The following is a 25,686-nucleotide window of genomic DNA, read 5'->3' on the forward strand; positions in this document are numbered from 1 at the left end:
GCAATACAGACAGCTACACCACAATATAGAAGGTTTTATTATACTTTTGGACAAAACCTAAATTAGAGTATAATAATAGATTGAAATTAAGTAAAATAAGTTATTGTCATTGCTGAATGATAAGTTTTATATTTAGTAAAAGCATAAAGCTGTAACAAAACTCGTATAATATTAATATCTTAATTAAGAGGTATGGTAAATTATGAGGAGGCGCTAATATGGAAGGAAAGATAAAAAAGGCATTTCCAGGTGGAAACACATCACAAGGCTCATATTCTTTTTTTGACTATATAATTCCGGAAAATGTAAAAAGAGTTTTTTGTTTAAAGGGTGGACCTGGAGTAGGAAAATCCTCACTAATGAAAAAAATTTATAAAGAGTTTTTGCATAGAGGATATGATATTGAATTATATCATTGCCCTTCTGACCCAAGTTCGTTGGATGGTGTAGTTATAAAGAAACTAGGCGTGGTACTTATGGATGCAACTGCTCCACATACTGTAGACCCTAAACTCCCAGGTGCTTTGGACGAGATAATTAATTTAGGAGATTACTGGAATACAGAGGAGTTAGAAAAAAATAGACAAGAAATTTCAAACTATGATAAAGATATTAGTAATGCTTTTAAAAGAGCATTTAAATTTTTAAAATCAGCAGAGCCAATTTTTAGAGATATCGAGGAAAAATATTCTGACTGTATGGACTATGGAAAAGTAAATTTAGTTACAGAAGAATTCATAAAAAGATTATTTGATGGAGTAGATAGTACAGGAAAGTTAAAGAAAGAAAAGCATTTATTTGGCTCAGGGATAACTCCTGTAGGATGCTTAGATTATACAGAACATATTTTAAAGGATGTAGGGAAGGTTTATTATTTATCAGGGGAAATAGGCTCTGGGAAAACTACACTTTTGAGTAAAGTGTACAAAAAAGCAATTGAGAAAGGTTTGAATGTAGAAGTTTATCACTATCCGCTTATTCCTGAAAAAATTGAAACTATATTATTAACTGATTTAGATATAGGAATAACTATAAGCAGTACTTTTAAAGATGAAGATACAATTGATTTGAATCAATTTTTAAATAGAGAAAAATTACTTAAATACGAAGAAGATATTAAATTTGATGAGAAAGTTTTAGATGACTTAATTTGTTGGTCAATTTTAAATCTTAAGAGAGCTAAATCAAAACATGATATTATAGAAAGTTACTATAGTCCGAATATGAGATTTGATGAAGTAGGAAAATTGAGAGATGAATTAGTTAAGAGAATCTCAAAATATGAGGAAAATATATAAAGTATGTCTGTTTAAAATTAATATTAACTAGTATATATAATCAACAGCAAACTGCTATGGCTTTGAAGCTATGGCAGTTTGCTGTTTTTTGCTATAATTTAAACAGATAAATCTTTGCACAAAAAGACAAGAAAATTTAGAAAATTTATTATAAAATATGGGGGTACATATGAAATGGCTAGATGGATTACAACAATCTATTGATTATATTGAAGAAAATATTTTAGAAAAGTTAGATTATGAATATTTAGCAAGGTATACAAATATGTCAGTGTTTTATTATCAACGAATGTTTAGTGTATTAGTAGGTATATCTGTTGGTGAATATATTAGGAATAGACGATTAACACTAGCTGGGCTTGAATTAACTACTTCAAATAGTAAAATCATAGACATAGCTTTTAAATATGGTTACGAAACAGCAGAAAGCTTTACTAAAGCCTTTGTTAGATTTCATGGAATAACGCCATCTATTGCTAGAAAAGGAAATTCAAGCCTAAAATCATTTAGCAAGATAACATTAAAAATATCTTTAGATGGAGGAAATATTTTAGATTACAAAATTGTCGATGAGGGAGAATTTTCAGTAATTGCTTTAAAAAAACAATTTTCGAAAGATGAAGATGTATTTAGAAAACAAATACCAAGGTTTTGGCAAGACTTGTTTAAGAGTAGTTTGTATAGAGAACTAATTTCTTATGTAAAAGAAAACACTATTACAAAAGGTGGGATTTTAGGAATAGATGAAATGGCAGTTTCACAAAACAAACAATTATTTAATTATTATGCAGCTGTTGAGACAGATGAAAAACCTAAAAATGATAAATTTACCTTATTTAAAATACCTTCTCATAAGTGGGCTATTTTTAAGTGTACAGGTGCCATGCCAAATTCTATTCAAAACTTATGGGTAAAAATATATAGTGAGTTTTTCCAATGCTCTAGCTATGAACCAGTTGCTGATTTCAATTTTGAACTTTACCTTGAAGGAGATAGTAATAAAGATGATTATGTTAGTGAAATTTGGGTTCCAATAAAAAATAGGAGGAGTTTATGAAAAAATGTAGAGTATCTGAGATAACAGCTTATTTTAATGCAGATGTGGAAACAGTTTGGAATATAGTTACAGACAATCGTGATTATAAATGGAGAAGTGATATAAGTAAAATTGAAGTATTCGATGATGGAAGTACTTTTATTGAGTACAATAAGGATGGAAACAGTACAAAATTTACTGTTACAGAAAAAACTAAAAATAAGCTTTATAAATTTAACATGGAAAATAAATTTTTCTATGGTAATTGGCAAGGTGAATTTTTTGAAGAGAATGAAAAAACTAAAATAGTGTTTATAGAAAATATATATGTTAAAAATCCTATTATAAAAATTTTATCTTATCTCTTTATGAACTTAAAAAAAATACAAATGCAATATGTTGAAGACTTAAAAAGAAAATTAAATGAGATGTAAAATATTAATACTTTGTATACATATAGATTTATTATAATTAAATTATATTGGAGAAATATTTTAATTTATAAATAAAAAGGAAATGAACTAGTAAAAACTCATTTCCTTTTTCTATTTTAGATTTTAATAGATTTATATTTACAATTACATTTTCTAAAGCATTAATTTTATTATATTTAAAAATTGGAAATAGAAAAAACTATTTTTAAGGCGACTTAAGTTATTTTTTTCTTCTACAGCAAAATCCAATGTACCCATATATTCGATGTTAGTAGGGTAGGGGCATAAGTATAATGTATGATATTATATACTAAAGATGAATTTTAACATATAACTCTGATATAATAAGCATATGTAAATGTTTAATATTTAATTAAAGAAAATTATCATATAAAAATAAATTTGTAAGGAGTAATACAGTATGAAAAAACAATATGTGTTTATAATACTAGCAAGTACTATTTTAGGTATGCTTGTTGGAACCATATTTAGAGATTATAGCAATGAAGAAACAGTTTATACAAGTAAGGATAAGTCAATAAGAAAAGAAATAAGAATAACAAGAAAATCTATAAAAGAACTGGCAAAAGAGAAAGATAAATTAGATAAAGAAATTAATTCAATGAAGAAAAATCAAAAGAATTCTGATGAAATCTCTAAAATAGAAAGTCTTAGGGAGAGTCTTTCATATTCAGATGTAAATGGTAGCGGAATAGTATTAAGTATAGATGCCATAGATGAAAAAACAGGAAACATTGCCAATAGCATAGACTACAATAAAATCCTTGTGAAAGTCATAAATGAATTAAAAGCAAATGGAGGAAAATACATAGAAATAAATGGTCAAAGAATTAATCAGTACTCAGAAGTTGTACTTGCAGGTAGCCATATAAATATAAATGGAGTTCCAGTGGCACAACCCTATGAAATAAAATGTATTGGTGATAAAGATAAACTATCTAGTTACGTAGATAAAGGTAGTAAATATTTAGATAGTATACAAAGTACTTATCCAATGAAAGTTAGTATAAAAGCTGAAGAAAATATCTCTATGAAAAAACTAAAAATACCTAATAAATTAAAGTATATAAAGGGTGAGTAAGATTATATTAGAGGAAAGCAGTTTACCAATGTTAATACCAGAAAAACTTGCAAAAAAATATAATGTATTTCCAGTGGAATTTCAAGATGATAATCTAGTAGTAGAAATAGAAGATGAAGACATATATGCACTACAAGACTTGAGACTAGCAACAGGGAAAGAAATTATATTAAAAAAAGAAAGAAGAGAACTTATAAGTGAGAAGATAGAAAAATATTACAATAGCTTTGAACTTGATGAAAATTATGCAAAAAAATTATTTGAAAATCTTATAGAGAAAGCTATAAAAGAGAACGCAAGTGATATACATATAGAACCATTTAAAGAGCATTTGATAGTTAGAATGAGAGTTGATGGAGAGTTAAAAGAAATATCAAAATTTTTAATAGATGTTTATCCAGCATTAGCTACAGTTGTTAAATTAAAAGCTTCAATGGACATAACAGAAAAAAGACTTCCTCAAGATGGAAGAGTAGACATAAAGCTAGATGATAGCTTAATTGACATTAGAGTTTCATCAATCCCAACTGTATATGGTGAAAAAATTGTTTTGAGAATCCTTAATAGAGATACTTTTTTAAAAGATAAATCAGAACTTGGATTTTCAGAAGAAGCGATAAATTCTATAAATCGTATAATAAGTAAAAGAGCCGGAATATTATTAGTAACAGGGCCTACAGGGAGTGGAAAGACTACTACAGTATATTCCTTATTAAATGATTTAAGAGGGATAAACAAAAATATAATGACTATAGAAAATCCAGTAGAATACAAGATGGATGGAATAAGTCAAATACAAGTAAATTCAAAAGTAGGGTTGAGTTTTGACGTAGGTCTTAAAGCTATATTAAGACAAGACCCAGATATAATAATGGTTGGAGAAATCAGAGATGCAGAAACAGCTAAGATAGCAGTAAGAGCCGCTATAACAGGCCATTTAGTTATAAGCACTTTGCATACTAATGATGCAGTATCTTCTATAGCTAGACTATTGGAAATGCAAATCCCACCATATCTTTTAAATGCATCTCTTATAGGTGTAATATCTCAAAAACTAGTTAGAAAGGTTTGTAATCATTGTAGTCATGAGATTATGATAAAAGATGATTTTAGTGGAGATGTAAATACTAAAGTAGCTGTAGGCTGTGAAAAATGCAATGACAAAGGTTATTTTGGTAGAACAGCAATTTATGAAATTCTAGAAATCAATGATGATATAAAAACATGTATAAGGGATATGAAGGATTCTAGTATTGTTAAAGAAGTAGCACAAAAAAATGGAATGATAACATTTGAAGATAGCTGCCAAAGGCTAATAAATGAAAAAATAACAACATTAGAAGAATGTTTAGTAGTAAACGAAATAATTTAATTAAACAGTGTAATCAAACTTCATACAATCGATTTTAATAAAAATTCTCGATTGTAAATCATATCTAGATAAAATAAAATTAACATATTAAATTAGAAAATATCGAGATTATTTAATTGTAATTAATATAATTTGGAAGGAATTATAATACATGAAATTATCTAAAAATATATTTTATAATTTAGACAAGATTCATTTACTCTTAAACAAGATTCGTGATAAAGAGCTTAGAATAATTTGCAAAGAAATAGGTATTTTACTAGAATCTGGATGTGAAATTACAAAGATATTTCAAGTTATTGAAGGACAATCTAGTAAAAAAGTAAAAAGTTTGTTTAATACAGTATCAAATCATATTCAAAAGGGGAATTCCATAGCAGAATCATTTCAAATCACAGGAACATTTTCTAAATTTTTTATAAGTATGATAAAAGCGGGTGAAACCAGCGGAAACTTAGATATAATAATGAGCGATTTATCTAATTATTACGATAAAGAATATAAATTAAAAACAAAAATAATAACTATTTTAATCTATCCAATAATACTTATCATATTATCTGTAATATCAATAGTATTTATCTTTATATTTGTGATACCAAATTTTCAGGTGGTTTTTGCCAGTAATGGAATTGAACCACCTTTCATAACTAAGGTTTTAATAGGAATTTCTATAATAGTTACAAATCATCTAGGTTATTTAATATTTAGTCTTATATTGATTTCAATAGTAACTATTTATTTTTTTATAATAAATAATAAACTAAAGAAATTAATTAATTTATTTAAGTTCAAAATACCTTTTTTAAAAGGAGTTAATCAATTAATAGCTACAACTAGATTTTCAAGGGCATTATCTATTTTACTTAGTAGTGGGATACAAATAGTGGATGCAATAGAGATGTCAGCAAGTGTCATAGATAATGAATTCATTTATGAAAGACTAAAGATTTCTAATAATTATATAAAAAAAGGAAATAGTATAGGTAAGTCTTTGAATCTAGCAAATATATTTCCTAAGTTATTTGTTTCAATGGCAAATACAGGTGAAGAAAGTGGAAAACTCGATAAGAGTCTAGATGTAATAAACAGATTTTATGAAAATGAATTAAATAATAAAATAGAGCAGATAATGAAATTTGTAGAGCCTGTAATAATTGTATTCATGGGATTGATTGTTGGAGTTTTTGTTTTATCAATGGTTATTCCAATGTTTGATGCAATTACTAGTTTCTAATATAAAAATAAATTTTACTAAATAAAACTTTTAAAAAGGAGCGAAAATTTAATTGATAAATAAAAAACGAAAAGGATTTACACTTGTTGAGATGATTGTAGTAGTAACAATTTTAGGCGTCATATCTAGTATAGCATTAGTTAAATATGGTAAGGTCCAAGAAAGTGCTAAGATAAATGCTGATTATACAAACGCAGCTAATATAGTAACCGCAGCGAGTATGGCTATTAATGATGATGAAAATATAGTTGAATCTCTAAGTGTAGAATCACTTAAAGAAAAAGGTTATCTAAGTACAGTTCCAGTTCCTCAAAGTACATCAGGTAAGTTTGAACTTGTTATAAGTGATAATGGTACAGATATAAGTGTAAATGTAAACTCAAAACAATTTTATCCGAGATAATATTTGTTTTTATACGTTTTTAGTGTCAAATTATAAAGATATTTTTAGTATTAAATTATAATGAATTGTAGATATATTAAGTTTAATTCAAAACATAATTAAATGATTTAAATAGGTATTGATTATTTAAAGTTAATATATGCATAAATAAAAGATTAAGTATTTATATAATTAAAATATGGCTATATAAATACTGTATAGGCTTTGTAAAAATCAAATATACTGTGTAAAATTTAAAAGCTATTATCACCTAAGGAGGAGATGGTTATAATTAAAAAATTTTTAACTTTAGAAATAAATGACGATTATATAAGGGTTGTACTTTTAAGAAAAAACTATAAAAAAATATTTATAGATAAATCTATTATAAAAGAAGTTAGCTTTAATATTAAAAGTGATATTGATGAGATTGAAAAAACTGGATATGTAGAAAATGTAGTAAAATTAGTAAAAGATGAAATAAATAATATAAAAAAATCATACAAAAATTTGTACTTTAATATTCAAACTCAAGACATAGTTATTAGAAATATTGAGATATTGAATACTAAGAAAAAAAGAGACATATTAAACATGATAGAATTTGAGATAACACAATATATTCCAATAAATATAAATAACTATTCAATAAAATATAAAATTATAAACTCTAGTAAGGATAAGTTAAATATACAAGTAATTCTTTTTCCTAAAAATATTATCAAAGTAATTAAAATCATTTCAGAAAGTCTAAATATGAACCCAAAAGCGATAAACATAAATTTTGATATACTACAAAAACTTATAAGTTTAAATTTAATAGATAATTTTATAGAAGATGGAGTGTTTATAGAATGCAAAAAAAATCAATTTATTATAAACATAACAAAAAATAAGAAAATAGAAGAAACATATCTGTTGTCAAAAGAAATAAAATCCTATGACTCAGTAAAAAAAATAATAAGTAGATTTAAATATGTTTATTATTATGGTATAGAAAATTGTTTTATAGAAGAGTATTTTAAAGATACAGAAAAAATTGCTGAAGTAAATCCATTGAGATTAAAAAAGAAAGTAAGGGTGGAAAATAATTTTGATAAGGGCTTAAGAGATACTAGTATAATTTATATAAGCAGTATAGGAATGATTATTTAAATGAAAGCTTATAAAACAATAAATTTTTTAAATGGATTTAAAGAAACTAAGCAATATAATAAAATCTATAAAATAACGATAATATCAATTTTAATATGTGTTTCATTAAAAATGTTTATGTATATGAAATCTATAAATGAATTAGAAAATTATATAAGTCACAATAAACCCATAAATGAGTCTAAATATACTGTACCAAATCTGGAAAAAACAAAAGAAAAGTTTTCTAGAATAAAGCTTGATGAAATTAAAAAAATATATGAAACAGTTGGAACAGATAACATTACTAAAATATCTATAGATAAAAACAAAATGGAGATGGAAGGAGTATGTGATAATCTAGATATTTTAGATAATTTAAAAAAAATAAATTACATAAAATATTACTATATAGACAGCATTATAAGAGATGGAGAATGTTATAAATTTAGAATAAAAAGTTAGACAGGTGATTAATTTTGAAATTAAATAAGAGAGAAAAAAATCTGATGAAAATATTGCTAATATTAATTATTGTATTAGTAGTTAATGTAATGTCCAGACCTCTAGAAGAGAACCTAACTAATTTGAAGAAAGAAAAACAAAATATAGTGAATGAAATAAAACGACAAGATAATTACAAAATTAAAGGTAATGGGTACAAAGATGATAGATATGTAAAAAATGTTGAATTAGATAGTAATACAAAATTAAAAAATAATTTTAATAACTCATTTTTAGATAAAAAAACAAATAAAGATATAGTATTATTAGTAGAAAATGAATTGAGAGATATTGTAAATGTGGAATACATCAATCAAGAAAGTAGCTTAGACAACTACAGTAAAAAACAAACTAATTTAGAAGTAAAAGTTAATGGAGAACTTGAAAATGTGTTGAAACTTGAAGGTGTAATGAAGAACTTAAGGTTACATAATAAAATTGAAAAAATAGAAATTAATAAATTAAAAACAAGTAATCTTGAGGCCAAAAACATTTCAAACGAATATAAACAAGAAAAAAACAATCTTGTAGAATGTAAAATGACAATTAGAGTCACATAACAAAAAAGAATAGATAAAGTAAAAAACTATTATCAGTTCATAAAACTTTATAGAAGAATTAGTTTTACGATAATCCATTTCTGTAAGAGGGATTGTTAGTGATTTTATCGAAATCCTAATTAAAGTGAATATATTATACCAAAATATAAGTAAATTTGAGATAATATTTGCTTATACTATAGATTGATTGATAAAAAAATGGTATAATAACAAATTGTACTTTAATTTAATAATAAGGGAGTGGAAGTCATATTGTTAGGGAGAAATGAGCTATGCCCTTGTGGAAGTGGCAAAAAATACAAGAAATGTTGTTTAAATAAAGATATTGTTTCAGAAAGAGCAAGCAGAAAAACTGAACTTTCACAAAAGCAATATACAGATTTATATTCAAAATTATATGATTATTCAAGACAGGATAGATTCAAAGATGAATGTGAAAAAGCTAAAGAAATGTTTTATATAATGCAAAATGATACTGTAAATGAAAAGTTCGAAAGATTTTTTAATACGTATTTAATACAAGACCACATAATGGAAAATAAAAAGGTCATGACGGTTGGATTTCTTGAAGAGAATGGTGCAAACCTAAGTCAATCAGAAATTTCAATATTAAAAAGTTTGTTTGAATCCTATGTAAGCATTTACGAAGTAAAAGAAATTTCTACAGGAAAAATAGTTTTAAGAGATTGTTTAAGTGGGAAAGAACTTTACACAGAAGATGTAAAGCTTCTAAGAAGCTTTAAAATCGGAAGCTGTATGATAGCTAGAATAATTGATGTTGAAGGAACTAATATATTAATAGATGTAACTATAAGTATATCAAATGAAGTTAAAGATATAATTTTAAATGATGTTATGAATTTATTTAATCAATATAAAGACCTATATAAAGATATGAAGACGTTCTTAATTTATCATACACATGTATTATATAAATATATACAACAGCTTTTAGACCCAAGTATAGCCGAATATTTAAAAAGAGAAAGAGATAAAAATGATAGTAAAAAAGTTAATTTAGAAGGTGAATTAGCTGAAGTAGAATGTAAAGTTTTAGATACTCTTAAAGAAAATGTGGAAAAAGAAAATATAGATGCATGTATAGAGTTCTGGAATGAATATAAGAAAAGTCATGAAAATATAAAAGGAGCTGAAAGTGGTTGGGCAGCTGCTGTTGAGTACTATGTTAAGAAAGAAGCAGGACAACCTATAACTCAAGTGCAAATATCAAAAAAATATGATATAAGCTCTAGTACATTAGGAAAAAGATACAAAGATTTAAAAATATCTTAATTAATTATAAAAAGCTTTAAGTCATAGATAAAGAATCTATAGTATAATATATGTATAATGTGTAGAAAGAGGTATTAATAATGAGTCTTAGTTTAGGAAATGCAATTGCTGTATCAACAAACTTTATAAAATCTAACCCAGCAGTACCTGTATACGATGGAGAAGAAATATATGCAGTTATTTATCATATAGAAATAGGATATAATAACGGTGTATCACCTGATACTAAACAATATATAATAATAGACTATAAAGAGTTCGATTTATCTATGTATAGAAAAAATGAACTAGTAGAAGTTGCTAAGGAGTACTGCAAATCTAAAAATATTGTAGAAAATGAAAATCTTGAAATAAATCTTTTGGATAATGAAGAAGCAGAAAACTTCTTAGAAAAGGTATTTAATAACATGAAAGTTATAAGAGGCCTTATAACTAAAAGAGGATAAGTTAATGGAGTTTATTGGTATAGAAAATATAACACCATATGAAAACATATATGAATTTAGTGTATATAAATACGATGATGAAATCACTTTAGGTAGTGAAGATTTATATATATGTGAATTAAGGGTTATATTAATTAAAGTTAATTCTTTATACGTTGAAAGATTGAATAAATCAGTTGAAGCAATGGTTTTAGTAAAAAATCTAAAAAAAGATTTGGATAAAGAACTTATTGTAGACAAAATAAAGAAATTTGTGCTAGACGAAATTTGGGTAGAAAATCTAGTAAAAGAGAATATAGAAGTTATATTTGTAGAAAGCTAGGAGTAACCCTAGCTTTTTTATATTATAATCTAAGAGAGGAAAACAATATGTTAAGGGTATCTAATATAAAACTTGGAATCGATAAAGATATATCTTTATTAAAAGATATTGTACTTAAGAAATTAAGAATAAAAGAAAAAAACTTAATAAAATATAGTATATATAAAGAATCTATAGATGCTAGAAAAAAAGGGAAGATGGAATTTGTTTATTCTGTAGATGTAGAAGTTAGAGATGAAAGTAAAATACTAAACTCAAAAATAAAAGATGTAACAAAAATAAAAGATATAAAATATGTGAATGTAGCTATGGGTCATAAAAAATTGAATAATAGACCTTTAGTAATTGGAAGTGGACCAGCTGGTCTATTTGCAGGGCTTATTTTGGCTCAAATGGGTTATGAACCAATTATACTTGAAAGAGGTCTTGATGTTGATAGTAGAACCAAGGATATAAGTAATTTTTGGACGACTAGAAAGTTTAAAAATAATTCAAATGTTCAATTTGGAGAAGGTGGAGCAGGAACTTTTTCAGATGGGAAACTCACAACTAGAATAAAAGATATACGATGTAGAAAAGTGCTAGAAGAATTAGTTCAGTTTGGAGCACCAGATGAAATATTATATTCACATAAGCCACATGTTGGTACAGATATATTAAAAAGTGTAGTTAAAAATATAAGAAATGAAATAATAAATCTAGGTGGACAAGTTAAATTTGATTCAAAAGTTACAGATATAGTTGTATTAAATAATTCTATACAATCTGTAATTGTAAATGATAGTGAAAAAATAGATACAGATGCAGTCATATTAGCTGTTGGGCATAGTGCAAGAGATACTTATGAGATGTTGCATTCAAGAGGTGTAAAAATAATTCAGAAACCATTTGCAATAGGAGCTAGAATTGAACATCCTCAAGACTTGATAAATAAAGCACAGTATAAGGAATTTTATAATCACCCTCGACTAGGAGCTGCTGATTATAGACTTATAGAACATGTCTCAAATGGAAGAACAGCATATACTTTTTGTATGTGTCCAGGAGGCAGTGTCATAGCATCTGCATCAAATGATTTTGAAATAGTTACAAATGGAATGAGTGAACATGCAAGAGATAAAACAAATGCTAATAGTGCATTTCTAGTAAATGTACTTCCAGAAGATTTTGATAGTGATAATCCACTAGCAGGGGTTCATTTTCAGCAAAAATATGAGAAATTAGCTTTTGAATTAGGTGGTAAAAATTACAATGCGCCAGTTCAACTTGTTGGAGATTTTATTAATAATAAGACTTCTGAAAATTTAGGAAGTGTTGAACCATCATACAAACCTGGATACAAGCTTACAAATTTGAATGAATGTTTGCCTAGTTTTGTGGTAGAAACTATGAGAGAAGCATTTATATCTCTTGATAAAAAATTAAATGGATTTGCAATGCATGATGCAGTTTTAACAGGTGTAGAAACTAGGTCATCATCACCAATAAGAATAGTAAGAGATGAAAACAGTTTGGAGTCAATAAGTATTAAAAATTTATATCCTTGTGGTGAAGGTGCTGGATATGCAGGTGGAATAGTCACAGCAGCAGTAGATGGTATAAAATGTTCAGAAAAAATAATACAAAAATATGCTAATAACACAAAAATTTAACAGAAACTTAATGAATTTTTAATATTTAACATGAATTTAACATTACTACTCCTATAATTTGATAAAATACAATAGGTTATAAAATTTTTAAATATAGTAATCTCTTTACAAGGAGGAAATAATTTGAACATTATAATAAGTCTAATGGGTGGATTAGGGCTGTTCTTATATGGTATGAACCTTATGGGAGAAGGTCTGCAAAAATCTGCTGGGACAAAATTAAAAAAGATAATAAAATTACTTACTAGTAATCTATTTATGGGAGTTTTAGTAGGTACAGGAGTTACAGCAGTAATACAAAGTTCAAGTGCTACTACTGTAATGGTTGTTGGTTTCGTAAATGCAGGCATAATGACTTTAAAACAAGCAATAGGGGTTATAATGGGTGCTAATATAGGTACTACTGTTACAGCCCAATTAGTATCTTTTGATTTAGCTGGAATGGCTCCAGTAGCATTAGGTATAGGTATTATACTTTATTTATTTGGAAATAAACCTAGAATAAAAAATATAGCCGAGATACTTATAGGTTTTGGGATATTATTTACAGGTATGGATTTTATGAAAATGGCAGTTGAACCATTAAAGGACTATCAAGGGTTCACGGATTTACTTGTTACATTTGGTAATTATCCGCTACTTGGACTATTATTAGGATTTGGTATTACAGCAATAATACAGAGTTCAAGTGCATCTATGGGTATGTTGGTTGCATTAGCAGCAGAAGGTTTAATACCACTAGCAGCAGCATTACCAATTCTTTATGGTCAAAACATTGGTACATGTGTAACTTCATTGCTATCAAGTATTGGTGCTAATAAAAATGCACGAAGAGCAGCTATGATGCATTTAATCTTCAATGTTTTGGGAACAGTAATATTCTTATTGTTGTTGAATAAACCAATTGTAAATTTAGTTACAAGTTGGGACCCAAGTAATGTTGCAAGACAAATAGCTAATACACACACATTGTTTAATATTATATCCGTCTTAATACTTCTACCATTTACAAAGGTTATCATAAAACTAGCCATTAAGCTTGTTCCTGATAAAGCTGGTGATGCAGATGAAGATGAAGCTAAGACTATTAAATATATAGATGATAGAATGATAGAAACTCCTTCCATAGCTCTTGCCAATACGATAAAAGAAGCACTTCGTATGGGAGAAAAAGCTAAGGAAAGCTTAAATGCATCTATGGAAGCGTTAGTAGAACATTCAACTGAAAAAATAGATAAGACATACAGACGTGAAAAACTAATAAATGATTTACAAAAAGCTATCTTAAATTACTTGCTTAAACTTTCAAAGGCGCCTTTAGATGATAATTCTAGAGAAGTTGTAGACACCTTATTTAATACAGTTAATGATATAGAAAGAATTGGTGACCATGCTAAAAATATAGCTGAATTATCTCAAGTTGCAATAGATTCAAATATTTCTTTCTCTGAAGAAGGACAAGCTGAACTTGATATTATGTACAATAAAGTTGTTTCAGCTTATACTTATGCTTTAGAGTCAATGAGAACTGATGATGTGGATTTAGCTTGTAAGGTTATAAAAATTGAAGAGCAAGTTGATATAATGGAGAAATCTTGTAGAGCTAATCATATGTATAGATTGAATAACAATTTATGTAGTATAGAAAATGGAGTTATTTATTTAGATGTAATAAGTAATCTAGAAAGAATATCTGACCACGCTGTTAATATAGCACAACAAGTTATAGCTAAGAGATTGGGAACTGATTAAAAATGGTAATTTAAAATAAAGTAAGAATTAAAATAGATAATGAACAAAAAAGAAGGAGTTGTCTTAAAATTGATTTTTTCTAATCAAATTTTAAGTTCAACTCCTTTAAAATTTAGGCTAATTATTCTTAATGAATCATCATAAAGAATAATTGTTTCAATGTCTAATGGCGATACCATTTGTTTATAACACTGTATATTTTATAATCAAAATGTTAAGCTATTTCTTTAATTTGTTTAAATGAATTTTCATTTCCATTTCCACCAATTTGTGTTACTGATTTAAATCTCATAGTTTTAAATAGTTCTTTTTGACTATAGTCTAGTAAATTTCCTACTAGTATTACAGGAGATTTAGTTTTTCCAGCTAAAACCCCAACAGATAAACCATCTATTAAATCATCTTGTTTATTGATTCCATTTTTAGCTACATATAGGTTATTTATATTAGAATCTTTGTAAAACTCTTTTATTACTTTTGCATTTGTTTCATTTCTAGTACTACCTGATATTCTTTGTGGATTTTTAAGTTTGTTTTCTATATTTTTAGAAACTGTATATTCTCCACCTATTATATAAGATTTATCTATTTTTTTATCTTTGAATAAATCATTTATTTCAGTTATATTACTATTTTCATTAGTAAGTATTATAGGCATATCATTTTGAGCTGATGCTGCACCAATACTTACTGCATCTGCTAATCCTTTTTCACCATTAACTACTGATATTTTTGATACATTACTAATTCCTTTTAATTCTTTAGCAAGATTTAGAGAAGTCTCATATCTATCATTTCCTGAAATTCTAGATACAGACATATTATCTGACTTTATAGTATCTAAAGATTTTTCGTTTACAGAAGCTTCACCACCGATTACATATACATTTTTAACTTTTAATCTCTTTAATTCAGCTAAAGTCTTCTCATTTATTTGAGAACTTCCAGTTAACAATATAGGAGCATCTTTTTTATATGCAAATGGTGTTGCAGCCAAAGCATCTGCAATTGCAGAATCATTTATTAAAACAGCATTTTCAGCATTTTCCCAACCTGCTTGGCTTATCTTAATAGAAGTTTCATATCTATCAGTTCCTGTTAATGCATTTGCATTTACTTCATCTTGGTATGTAACTTCAAATTTGGCATTTGGACTTCCTAAGAAAGCTATTACGCCTCCTTTTGGCAATCTAACTCTATTATTCTTTGTCACTAAAGAGTAATTTACAGGAGTTCCTTTATCATCATAAACTGCAAAAGATGAATTTTGAGGAAGATTAACTTCTATTTTTTTATTTGCTATATCATCGCCAATTTTGTACCATTTTGCATACCCTTTTGAATCTATTTGATATGTAAAAGATTTTTCTGATGATAAATTAGTTAGGGAATCTTCACTTACATATGTTTGTGTTGCAAATTTTAGGTATTCTGTACCATTTTCTTTATACAGTTTGATATCACTCAAATCACGACCCATTACACCAGGTATTTCTATAAAAGCATTTGAATTATTCTCATCTATTATTTTAGTATTAGCTAAAAAACCTGGAGTTTTATCAGAAACACCAAGCATTGCTTTAACAGAGCCAAACATATAGTATTGAGAAGTATATTTTTCATCTACTAGATAGTAACCTTTTTCACCTCTTTTTTCCCATGCTTCTTTGACACTATTTGATATATTATTGTCATCTACCTTTTGAGCTACATAGTATAAACTTGCTGTCTGACCTAATCCAGGAACATCATCATAAGAGCTCATATTTAAATATGTGATATTATTTTTTTCTTTTACAAATTTTAGGCAACTATTACCTTTTTCAGATACGAATCTATCTTGACCTATGTATACATATTTATCTTTAGGTCCATTTTCTATGTATGGAGAAGATACTGTTAGAGTACCATTATCATTAACATCAACTTTTAGCATATTTGAAGAAGCATAAAGTCCACTATTTTCTTTTAAGTAACTTGGCATTTTGACTTGTTGTGGCTTACTAAATGTTTTATCAGGTTTTATTTCTTTAATTTTACCTTTTTCTTTTAATGCAGATAGTAAAATTTCTTGCCCAATTACTTCGTTAAGTTGACTACTTCCACCAGAAGAAACAACTGCAACTGCCATATTTTCATCTGGAAGCACTGTAAGATTACTATGGAATAATAAAGAATCTCCACCTTTTGTAAGTGCTTTTAGATTATATTGATTAAATGGATAAGTGTTGACACAATCCCATCCTAAACCATATCCAAGGATAGAGTCTTCTCCCTCAGGCCATAGACCATTTAAATATTCTTTATTTTCCATAGCTTTTACTGAAGCAGGAGAAAGAATTCCATTTGATTTTTTCATAAATGTTTGTGCAAATGTACATAGATTTTCTGCACTTGAATATAAACCACCTGCACCTATAGTATTAAGGTTATCTTGTGGAACTGCATCTTCCCAATAAGGTACATAGGCTTTTGCAAGTTTTGAACTATCAAAGCTATTTTCTGGAGTTTTTGTGTTTTGTAAGTTAAGTGGATTGTTTATGTATTTATCAAGAAAATTAGTAAATGACATACCAGATACTCTTTCTACTAAAATTTCAGCTAAAGTAAATCCATCATTACAATAAACAGAAAAAGCTCCTGGCTTAGCTTTTAATCTTTGTTTCTTTAATTCTTCTAAGAAATTATCATGATTATAAGAATCATTGTCTCCCAATAAAAGGGCATTTTTAAAACTACTTCCCATTAGCCCTGATGAGTGATTTAATAACATTCTTGGAGTGATTTCTTTATATCTATCATCAGCCATTTTAAATTCAGGTATATATTTTACAACAGGAGTATCTAAATTTACTTTTCCCTGTTCAACCAATTTCATAACAGCTGTAGTAGTAAATACTTTACTGATAGATGCAATATTGTACATATTATCCTTAGTTAAATTTTTATTATCTTGTTTGCTGTATACTCCACCATTTCCAGAAATCTCAATTTTACCATTATCAATTAGAGCATATTGAGCGCTTACAGCTCCGTATTTAGATAGTAAAGTTTGAATTTTCTCTTTAGCAAGAGCTCTAGTTTTTGTGTAAGACTCCGAACCTTTACTATAATCATTTAACTCTATATCAGAGCTTTGATACTTATCGGAGATATTGTTTGTGTCATTATCAGCAAAAGCAATACTTGGAGTAGCTGTAAATAACATACTAAGTACCAATGTGCTAGATAATAACTTAAATAATATTTGCTTAAACATATTAAATTACCTCTTTTCCCTTTTAATAATTACAATTAGCATAACATTCTTAATTATTTTAATCAACAGATTATTGTTAAGAAAAATACATTTATAATAAGTTACATTTTATATATATGAGAGAAATAAAAAGATAACATTTTGCTATTGGACTATTCATTTATTTAATTAAAATTTTATAATTGACAAATAGTTGTAATATTTAGAAGAATCGATTTCCTAATAATGCTTGAGGATATATGCATTATTTTGTGGCAAACTTTTTAAAAAAACACCTAGATTTTATGTTATAATCTCTGTAAAACGCATATGCTGAAAAGAGGGATTTAAATGGGAAAAATAAATTTTGATTATAGTAAAGCTACGGAATTTTTTTGCCAAAAAGAAATAGATGTCATGCAGCCGTATGTAGATGTGGCACATGATATGTTACATAATAAAACTGGTTTAGGAAATACTTTTTTAGGATGGATAGACCTTCCTAAAAATTATGATAAGGAAGAGTTTGCTAGAATAAAAAAATCTGCTGAGAAGATAAAATCTGATTCTGAGGTTCTTCTAGTAATCGGTATAGGAGGCTCTTATTTGGGTTCAAGAGCTGCGATAGACATGGTAAGTCATTCTTTTAGAAATGGGCTTAAAAAAGAGCAAAGAAATGCTCCTGAAGTATATTTTGTAGGTCATAACATAAGCTCAACATATATTATGGATTTACTAGATGTAATTGAAGGTAAAGATGTTTCTGTAAATGTAATATCTAAATCAGGTACTACTACAGAGCCAGCTCTTGCTTTTAGAATATTTAAAAATTATTTAGAAAAAAAATATGGAAAAGAAGAAGCTAGAAAGAGAATATATGCAACAACAGATTCAAGTAAAGGGGCGCTTAGACAATTAGCTACAGAAGAAGGATATGAGACTTTTGTAATACCAGATGATGTAGGTGGCCGTTTTTCTGTATTGACAGCTGTTGGATTACTTCCTATTGCAGCTGCAGGACTTGATATTGATGCCATAATGAATGGTGCAAATGATGCTCGTGAAGCATTTCAAAATTCTGACTTAAAAAATAATGACAGTTATAAATATGCTGTAGCTAGAACAATTTTACATAGAAAAGGAAAAGATGTAGAGTTATTGGTTAACTATGAACCTCAACTACATTATATGAGTGAGTGGTGGAAACAACTTTATGGAGAAAGTGAAGGAAAAGAAAATAAAGGATTATTTCCTGCTTCTGTAGATTTTTCAACAGACTTACATTCTATGGGACAATATATTCAAGATGGAAAAAGACTTTTATTTGAAACAGTACTTAATGTTGAAAGTTCTAAGAGAAATATAACTATAAATTCAGAAGAAGTAGATTTAGATGGTTTAAATTATTTAGCAGGCAAAACTGTAGATTTTGTAAATCATAAAGCTTTTGAAGGTACTCTATTAGCACATACTGATGGAAAAGTGCCTAACTTGGTAATAAATATACCTAAGTTAGATGAGTATAATTTTGGATATTTAGTGTATTTCTTTGAAAAAGCTTGTGGAATAAGTGGATATTTACTAGGAGTTAATCCATTTGACCAACCAGGAGTAGAAGCATACAAGAAAAATATGTTTGCTTTACTAGGAAAACCAGGTTATGAAAAAGAAAAAGAAGAATTAGAAAAAAGACTTAAATAATTTTAGATAGTTAAGGTTTAATTAAGATTAGAATAATATAATGAAATCATCGAAAGAGAGTTTACTCAAAATAGATGATTTCATTTTTTTATGGAAAATTGGGAAAAATATATTTTGATAATTTATATTATATTTAGATAGGGAGTGGTATGAGATGTCAAGAAGAAAGAAAGGTATAAGTTTAGTAATATTAGTCGCTATAATAAGTTCAATACTTAGTAGTTTGCTAACAATAATTTTAGTTAAAGATAATTTAGGAAGTAAATCTACAGGAAGTTCTACGCCCATAGTTGTAAATGATGATGGAAAGAGCCAAAACATTTACCAAGCAGTTGCAGAAAAGGCAACACCATCTGTTGTAGGTATTACGACAACTAGCGTCGATACTAGTAATATGTTTGCAATACCAACTGAAACACAAGGAGTAGGAACTGGGATTATAGTAGATTCAAATGGATATATACTTACTAATTCTCATGTTATATCAGATGGCCAAGCAACTAGTGTTAATGTTTTATTTAATGATGGTTCAACAACATCAGGTAAAGTGGTATGGTTTGACCAACAACTTGATTTGGCCATAGTTAAAGTTGATAAAACTGGATTAACACCAGCTGAATTTGCAGATAGTGATAAAGTAAAAGTTGGAGATATATCAATAGCAATAGGTAACCCACTTGGACTAGACTTCCAAAAGACAGTTACTCAAGGTATAATAAGTGGATTAGATAGAACTATACAAACAGAAAAAACTAATATGACAGGGTTATTACAAACTGATGCAAGTATAAATGCAGGAAATAGTGGAGGGCCATTGTTAAATCAAAAAGGTCAAGTAATTGGTATAAATACAGCAAAAGCTTCTCAAGCAGAAGGGTTAGGATTTGCGATACCAATCAATACAGCTAAAAGTATAGTTGAAGAAGTAATAAAAACTGGAAAATATGAAAAAGTAACTTTAGGTATAAAAGGAACAGATGTATCAAATTATGAAGCAGCTACAGGTACAAAATTAAGTACTGACAAAGGAGTATATGTTGCAGAAGTAATATCTGGTTCATCAGCAGAAAAAGCAGGAGTAAAAGTAGGGGATATTATAACTAAAGTAGGAGATGCAGATATAACTGGTATGAATGACCTTAATAAAAAGTTATATACTTTCTCAAAAGGTGCTAGCACAAAAATTACATTAAATAGAGGCGGAAAAGCAGTAACAATAAATGTAAAATTCTAAATGTTACTAGAGAAACAGAGACTACATGGTAAAGTGTAGTCTCTGTTTTTATTTAATTTTTATAGTATATATATCTAAATTAATTAAAATAACATATTGTTTATAGAGATTATCTATATTTACTTATAAAAATAAAATTAATAAATATTTAAATTTAATTTATAAAATCAATATAAATATCATAATAAAATAAAAATTTTTAATATTACTAAAAAAATATAGACAAAATAATAACGAATATAGTATTATGTAATTGTAGAAATGCTTTTCATAGAAATAACCTATGAAGATGAATTACATAAAGATGAAAAAAAGGAATGGATATTCTTTAGGGGTGAAAAAATTATGAATCCATTAGTTATAAATTTACAAAAATGTAGTATACATGATGGTCCAGGGATAAGAAGTACAGTTTTTTTTAAAGGATGCCCACTTGAATGTGTTTGGTGTCATAATCCAGAAAGTCAAACATATACAAAACAAGTTTTGTATAATGAAGAGAGATGTTCAAGATGTGAAGCATGTATAAATATATGTCCTCACAAAGCAATTTACAAAGGTAAAACAAAAATATGTCTAGACCAAGAAAAATGTGAGTTTTGTGAAACTTGTTTAGATTATTGTATAAACAATGCTAGAGAAATAGTAGGTCAAGAGTATTCTGTTAAAGAACTGGTTAAAGAGATAGAAAAAGATAGAATTTTCTATGAAGAATCAGGTGGAGGAGTAACTTTATCAGGTGGAGAAGTAATGGCTCAAGATATGGATTTTATTTGTGGAGTAATAAACATGTGTAAATCAAAGGGAATTCATGTGGCAATTGATACTTGTGGATATGCAAAGTCAGAAAATTACGAAAGAGTTGCTGAATGTGCAGATTTGTTCTTATACGATATTAAACTTATTGATGAGGAAAAACATATAAAATTTACAGGAAAATCAAATGATTTAATACTTAAAAATGTTAAACTTTTGAGTGAATCAGGAGCTAATATAAATATAAGAATACCATTAATTGTAGGCGTAAATGTAGATGATGAAAATTTAGAGGTTAAAAAAATGATAGAGTTTTTAAAGCCTTTGAATATAAAAGATGTAAGTCTTCTTCCATATCATAATATTGGTAAACATAAGTATGATAAAATTTATAAAAAGTATGAAGGAGAAGAGTTACAAAGACCTACTGAAGAAAAATTAGAAGAAATAAAAAGGCTGTTTGAAGCAAGTAATTTCAATACTAAGATTGGGGGGTAATAAAATGTTAAGAGGAACTTTTGAAAGAACTAAAAAATTAAGAGAAGAAAGTGTTAATGCAGAACCACACATATCTATTGAAAGAGCAGTACTTATGACAGAAGCTTATAAAAAATATGAAGGAAGTGTAGAAATTCCTGTACTTCGTGCTTTATCATTTAAACATTACATTGAAAACAGAACTCTTAGTATAAATGATGGAGAATTAATAGTAGGCGAAAAAGGAGATTCACCTAATGGAGCACCAACATATCCAGAAATTTGTTGTCATACAATGGAAGATTTAGAAGTAATGCATAATAGAGACATAATAAATTTTAGTGTGTCTGAAGAATCTAGAAAAATACATCAAGAGGAAATAATACCTTTCTGGAAGAAGAGACAAACCAGAGATAAGATAATAAATGCTATGACACCTGAATGGTTAGCAGCATATGAAGCAGGTATGTTTACAGAGTTTATGGAACAAAGAGCTCCAGGACACACAGTTTGTGGAGATACAATATATAAAAAAGGATTTTTAGATTTAAAGAAAGATATAGAAGCAAGACTAAAAGAATTAGATTTCCTTAATGACTTAGATGCATATAATAAAAAAGCTGATTTAGAAGCTATGGCAATAGCTTGTGATGCAATGGTTATATTAGGAAAGAGATATGCTGAAAAGGCAAGAAAAATGGCAGAAGAAGAAACTGATGAAGCTAAGAAAAAAGACTTATTGTTAATTGCTGAAACTTGTGATGTTGTACCAGCTCATAAACCAGAAACTTATCATCAAGCTATACAAATGTACTGGTTTGTTCATATAGGGGTTACTACTGAGCTTAATATATGGGATGCATTTACTCCAGGAAGACTAGACCAACATCTAAATCCTTTTTATGAAAGAGATGTAGAAAATGGAATATTAGATAGAGATAGAGCACAAGAATTACTTGAATGTTTATGGGTTAAATTTAACAATCAACCAGCACCACCAAAAGTTGGTATAACACTGAAAGAGAGTAGCACATATACAGACTTTGCAAATATAAATACTGGTGGAATAAATCCAGATGGTCAAGATGGTGTTAATGAAGTTAGTTATATAATACTTGATGTTATGGATGAAATGAAATTAATACAACCTAGTTCAAATGTTCAAATAAGTAAAAAGACTCCTCAAAAATTCTTAAAGAGAGCTTGTGAAATATCAAGAAAAGGATGGGGTCAACCAGCATTTTATAATACTGAAGCAATAGTTCAGGAGCTTATGGAAGCTGGTAAAACTATAGAAGATGCAAGACTTGGAGGAACTAGTGGTTGTGTTGAAACTGGATGTTTTGGTAAAGAAGCATATGTTTTAACTGGATATATGAATATTCCAAAAATACTTGAATTAACACTAAATAACGGTTATGACCCAATTGCGAAAAAGCAAATAGGTATTGAAACTGGAGACCCTAGAGATTTTAAATCTTATGAAGAATTATTTGACGCATTTAAAAAGCAGTTACATTATATGATTGATATAAAAATACAAGGAAATGCTGTAATAGAAAATATATGTGCAAAACATATGCCTTGCCCACTTATGTCTACAATAGTTGATGATTGTATAGCAAAAGGTAAAGACTATCAAAGAGGTGGAGCAAGATATAACACTAGATATATACAAGGTGTTGGTATAGGAACTATAACAGATAGTTTAACAGCAATAAAATATAATGTATTTGACAAGAAAAAATTTGATATGGATACATTACTTAAGGCACTTGATTCTAACTTTGAAGGATATGAAGCTATACTTAATATAGTTTCAAATAAAACTCCTAAGTATGGAAATGATGATGATTATGCTGATGGAATAATGGAAGAAATATTTAATGCATATTACAATGAAGTAACTGGTAGACCAACTGTTTGTGGTGGAGAATATAGAGTAGATATGTTGCCAACTACTTGCCATGTATACTTTGGAGAAATTATGGGAGCAAGTGCAAATGGTAGACTTTGTGCAAAGCCAGTTTCAGAAGGAATCTCTCCAGAAAAAGGTGGAGATACTAATGGACCTACAGCAGTTATAAAATCTTGTGCTAAGATGGACCATATAAAAACTGGTGGAACATTGTTAAATCAAAGATTTGCACCATCAGTAGTACAAGGTGAAAAAGGATTAGACAACATGGCTAATCTAGTAAGAGCATACTTTAATATGGATGGACATCATATACAATTCAATGTATTTGATAAAAATGTATTATTAGAGGCTCAAAAGAATCCTCAAGATTACAAAGACTTAATAGTTAGAGTTGCAGGATATAGTGACCATTTCAACAATTTAAGTAGAACATTACAAGATGAAATAATAGGTAGAACTGAGCAAACATTCTAGGATTGTTTGTAAATAAAACTTCTTACTATATAAAAATGTAACTGGTATAATAGTATATATTACCAGATACCATTTTAAAAAATTTTAGATTAATTCTGAGCTAACTTTCTGGATAGGAAGTTAGCTCGTTGAGTTTAATGAAAAAATCGTTAAATTTATATTTAATAAACTATATAAAGAAGTAATTTATAATAATCATAATAAAATTATATTTTATAATAACTAAGATAATTTTAAGCAGTTAAAATATTATAAATTTAGCTACTTTAAAATAAAAACTAATAGAAAAAGAGGAGATTTGATATGAAAACTTTAGGATTTATTGGTTCAGGAAATATGGGAAGTGCAATGATAGGTGGTATAGTAAAATCAGGATTAGTAAAAGCAGAAGATATAACTGTATCAGACTTAAGTCAAGTTGCTTTAGATAAAGTAAAAGAACAATTTGGAATAAATACTACAACTGATTCAAAGGTGGCTGTTGCAAATTCAGATGTAGTGATAGTAGCACTTAAGCCTAATATATGTGAAAAAGCTTTAGCTCCACTTAAAGAATTAATAGATGCAAGTAAAATAATAGTATCAATAGCAGCAGGAAAAACTATAGAAACTCTTGAAAGCATTATAGGTTCAGATAAAAAGATAGTAAGAGTAATGCCAAATACTCCAGCACTTGTTGGAGAAGGTATGTCAGCTCTTTGTAAAAATTCAAATGTTACTGATGAAGAATTGAATATGATTAAAGCTCTATTTGAATCATTCGGAGAAGCAGAAATAGTAGCAGAATATTTAATGGATACAGTTACAGGTATTAGCGGCTCTTCTCCTGCATATGTATTTATGTTTATAGAAGCTATTGCAGACGCAGCAGTACTAGCTGGTATGCCAAGACAGCAAGCTTATAAATTTGCATCTCAAGCTGTTATGGGCTCAGCTAAGATGGTTCTTGAAACTGGAAAACATCCAGGAGAATTAAAAGATATGGTTTGTTCTCCAGCAGGAACTACTATAGAAGCAGTTAAAGTGTTAGAAGAAGAAGGATTTAGATCAGCAGTTATAAAATCTATTGTCGCTTGCATAGATAAATCTAAAGATATGAGCAAATAATTGACTTTGGATATATATTTTTTGTCGTACCAACTTGAAGCAATAGGAATTCGGCTAGACGAAAATGAAAATGTTAGTCTAAATTAGCAAGAAGAATACAGCTTTCTAAAAAATTTCTAACTTTAAAATAAAAAGGGGTTGTCTCAGAATTGATTTTTTCTAATCAAATTTTAAGTTCAATTCCTTTTTTGTATTTTTATATGTTATTTTTTATTCCTTTTTTTAATTAATATCCTAAAATTTAATATTGAGGA

General features: G+C 27.7%; 21 protein-coding genes. 20 read left to right on the forward strand and 1 reads right to left on the reverse strand.

The features are described from left to right. Positions 1 to 218 precede the first annotated feature (218 nt). The 15 genes from JJC01_02965 (at position 219) to JJC01_03035 (ending at position 14,524) form a co-directional block, all read left to right on the forward strand. The gene (locus tag JJC01_02965) at positions 219 to 1,298 is read left to right on the forward strand and encodes an ATP-binding protein (GenBank protein ID UDN58842.1); all 1,080 of its coding nucleotides are present in this window, start codon (positions 219 to 221) and stop codon (positions 1,296 to 1,298) included. 169 nt (positions 1,299 to 1,467) lie between these two features. After that, complete coding sequence (locus tag JJC01_02970) at positions 1,468 to 2,355, forward strand: AraC family transcriptional regulator (protein ID UDN58843.1); 888 nt, start codon at positions 1,468 to 1,470, stop codon at positions 2,353 to 2,355. Next, a complete protein-coding gene (locus tag JJC01_02975) occupies positions 2,352 to 2,768 on the forward strand; it encodes an SRPBCC family protein (protein UDN58844.1) in 417 nt (138 codons plus the stop codon). Before JJC01_02970 ends, JJC01_02975 begins: the two co-directional genes overlap by 4 nt. 421 nt (positions 2,769 to 3,189) lie before the next feature. Continuing rightward, positions 3,190 to 3,870: a DUF881 domain-containing protein gene (locus JJC01_02980; GenBank protein UDN58845.1), complete on the forward strand. Its 681-nt coding sequence runs from the start codon at positions 3,190 to 3,192 to the stop codon at positions 3,868 to 3,870. After that, the gene (locus JJC01_02985) at positions 3,863 to 5,242 is read left to right on the forward strand and encodes a type II/IV secretion system protein (protein UDN58846.1); all 1,380 of its coding nucleotides are present in this window, start codon (positions 3,863 to 3,865) and stop codon (positions 5,240 to 5,242) included. The genes JJC01_02980 and JJC01_02985 overlap by 8 nt, the downstream gene beginning before the upstream one ends. A 151-nt stretch (positions 5,243 to 5,393) precedes the next feature. Further along, on the forward strand, positions 5,394 to 6,479 hold the full coding sequence (locus JJC01_02990) for a type II secretion system F family protein (GenBank protein ID UDN58847.1): 1,086 nt from the start codon (positions 5,394 to 5,396) through the stop codon (positions 6,477 to 6,479). Positions 6,480 to 6,531: 52 nt separating this feature from the next. Next, positions 6,532 to 6,882 carry a type II secretion system protein gene (locus tag JJC01_02995; GenBank protein UDN58848.1) on the forward strand — a complete coding sequence of 117 codons (351 nt, stop codon included), beginning with the start codon at positions 6,532 to 6,534 and terminating at the stop codon, positions 6,880 to 6,882. A 261-nt stretch (positions 6,883 to 7,143) separates the two neighbouring features. Further along, positions 7,144 to 8,016 carry a pilus assembly protein PilM gene (locus tag JJC01_03000; GenBank protein UDN58849.1) on the forward strand — a complete coding sequence of 291 codons (873 nt, stop codon included), beginning with the start codon at positions 7,144 to 7,146 and terminating at the stop codon, positions 8,014 to 8,016. Next, a complete protein-coding gene (locus JJC01_03005; protein UDN58850.1) occupies positions 8,017 to 8,460 on the forward strand; it encodes a hypothetical protein in 444 nt (147 codons plus the stop codon). Between the two features lie 14 nt (positions 8,461 to 8,474). Continuing rightward, positions 8,475 to 9,059, forward strand: coding sequence for a hypothetical protein (locus JJC01_03010; protein ID UDN58851.1), 585 nt, complete (start codon positions 8,475 to 8,477; stop codon positions 9,057 to 9,059). 252 nt (positions 9,060 to 9,311) lie between these two features. Then, positions 9,312 to 10,352: an SEC-C domain-containing protein gene (locus JJC01_03015; GenBank protein ID UDN58852.1), complete on the forward strand. Its 1,041-nt coding sequence runs from the start codon at positions 9,312 to 9,314 to the stop codon at positions 10,350 to 10,352. A gap of 80 nt (positions 10,353 to 10,432) precedes the next feature. After that, positions 10,433 to 10,798, forward strand: a complete 366-nt coding sequence (locus JJC01_03020) for a hypothetical protein (GenBank protein UDN58853.1) — start codon at positions 10,433 to 10,435, stop codon at positions 10,796 to 10,798. A gap of 4 nt (positions 10,799 to 10,802) precedes the next feature. Continuing rightward, positions 10,803 to 11,120 (forward strand): hypothetical protein, encoded by a 318-nt coding sequence (locus JJC01_03025; protein ID UDN58854.1) that lies wholly within the window; start codon positions 10,803 to 10,805, stop codon positions 11,118 to 11,120. 47 nt (positions 11,121 to 11,167) lie between these two features. Continuing rightward, positions 11,168 to 12,772 carry an FAD-dependent oxidoreductase gene (locus JJC01_03030; protein ID UDN58855.1) on the forward strand — a complete coding sequence of 535 codons (1,605 nt, stop codon included), beginning with the start codon at positions 11,168 to 11,170 and terminating at the stop codon, positions 12,770 to 12,772. Positions 12,773 to 12,895: 123 nt separating this feature from the next. Further along, positions 12,896 to 14,524, forward strand: a complete 1,629-nt coding sequence (locus tag JJC01_03035) for a Na/Pi cotransporter family protein (protein UDN58856.1) — start codon at positions 12,896 to 12,898, stop codon at positions 14,522 to 14,524. A 214-nt stretch (positions 14,525 to 14,738) separates the two neighbouring features. Here JJC01_03035 and JJC01_03040 read toward each other — a convergent pair whose 3' ends face one another. Beyond that, entirely contained in the window at positions 14,739 to 17,783 is a 3,045-nt protein-coding gene (locus JJC01_03040; GenBank protein UDN58857.1) for a serine hydrolase, read from the reverse strand. Between the two features lie 330 nt (positions 17,784 to 18,113). Between JJC01_03040 and JJC01_03045 the strand changes: the two genes are divergently transcribed. The 5 genes from JJC01_03045 (at position 18,114) to proC (ending at position 25,432) form a co-directional block, all read left to right on the forward strand. Then, a complete protein-coding gene (locus tag JJC01_03045; GenBank protein UDN58858.1) occupies positions 18,114 to 19,463 on the forward strand; it encodes a glucose-6-phosphate isomerase in 1,350 nt (449 codons plus the stop codon). Positions 19,464 to 19,617: 154 nt separating this feature from the next. After that, the gene (locus tag JJC01_03050; protein ID UDN58859.1) at positions 19,618 to 20,697 is read left to right on the forward strand and encodes a trypsin-like peptidase domain-containing protein; all 1,080 of its coding nucleotides are present in this window, start codon (positions 19,618 to 19,620) and stop codon (positions 20,695 to 20,697) included. Positions 20,698 to 21,042: 345 nt separating this feature from the next. Next, positions 21,043 to 21,951 (forward strand): glycyl-radical enzyme activating protein, encoded by a 909-nt coding sequence (locus tag JJC01_03055; protein ID UDN58860.1) that lies wholly within the window; start codon positions 21,043 to 21,045, stop codon positions 21,949 to 21,951. A 4-nt stretch (positions 21,952 to 21,955) separates the two neighbouring features. Continuing rightward, positions 21,956 to 24,325 carry a glycyl radical protein gene (locus tag JJC01_03060; GenBank protein UDN58861.1) on the forward strand — a complete coding sequence of 790 codons (2,370 nt, stop codon included), beginning with the start codon at positions 21,956 to 21,958 and terminating at the stop codon, positions 24,323 to 24,325. A 303-nt stretch (positions 24,326 to 24,628) separates the two neighbouring features. Further along, positions 24,629 to 25,432: a pyrroline-5-carboxylate reductase gene (gene proC / locus JJC01_03065; protein UDN58862.1), complete on the forward strand. Its 804-nt coding sequence runs from the start codon at positions 24,629 to 24,631 to the stop codon at positions 25,430 to 25,432. Positions 25,433 to 25,686: the final 254 nt, after the last annotated feature.

The sequence above is a fragment of the Clostridioides sp. ES-S-0010-02 genome (assembly GCA_020641055.1).
GTDB lineage: Bacteria > Bacillota > Clostridia > Peptostreptococcales > Peptostreptococcaceae > Clostridioides.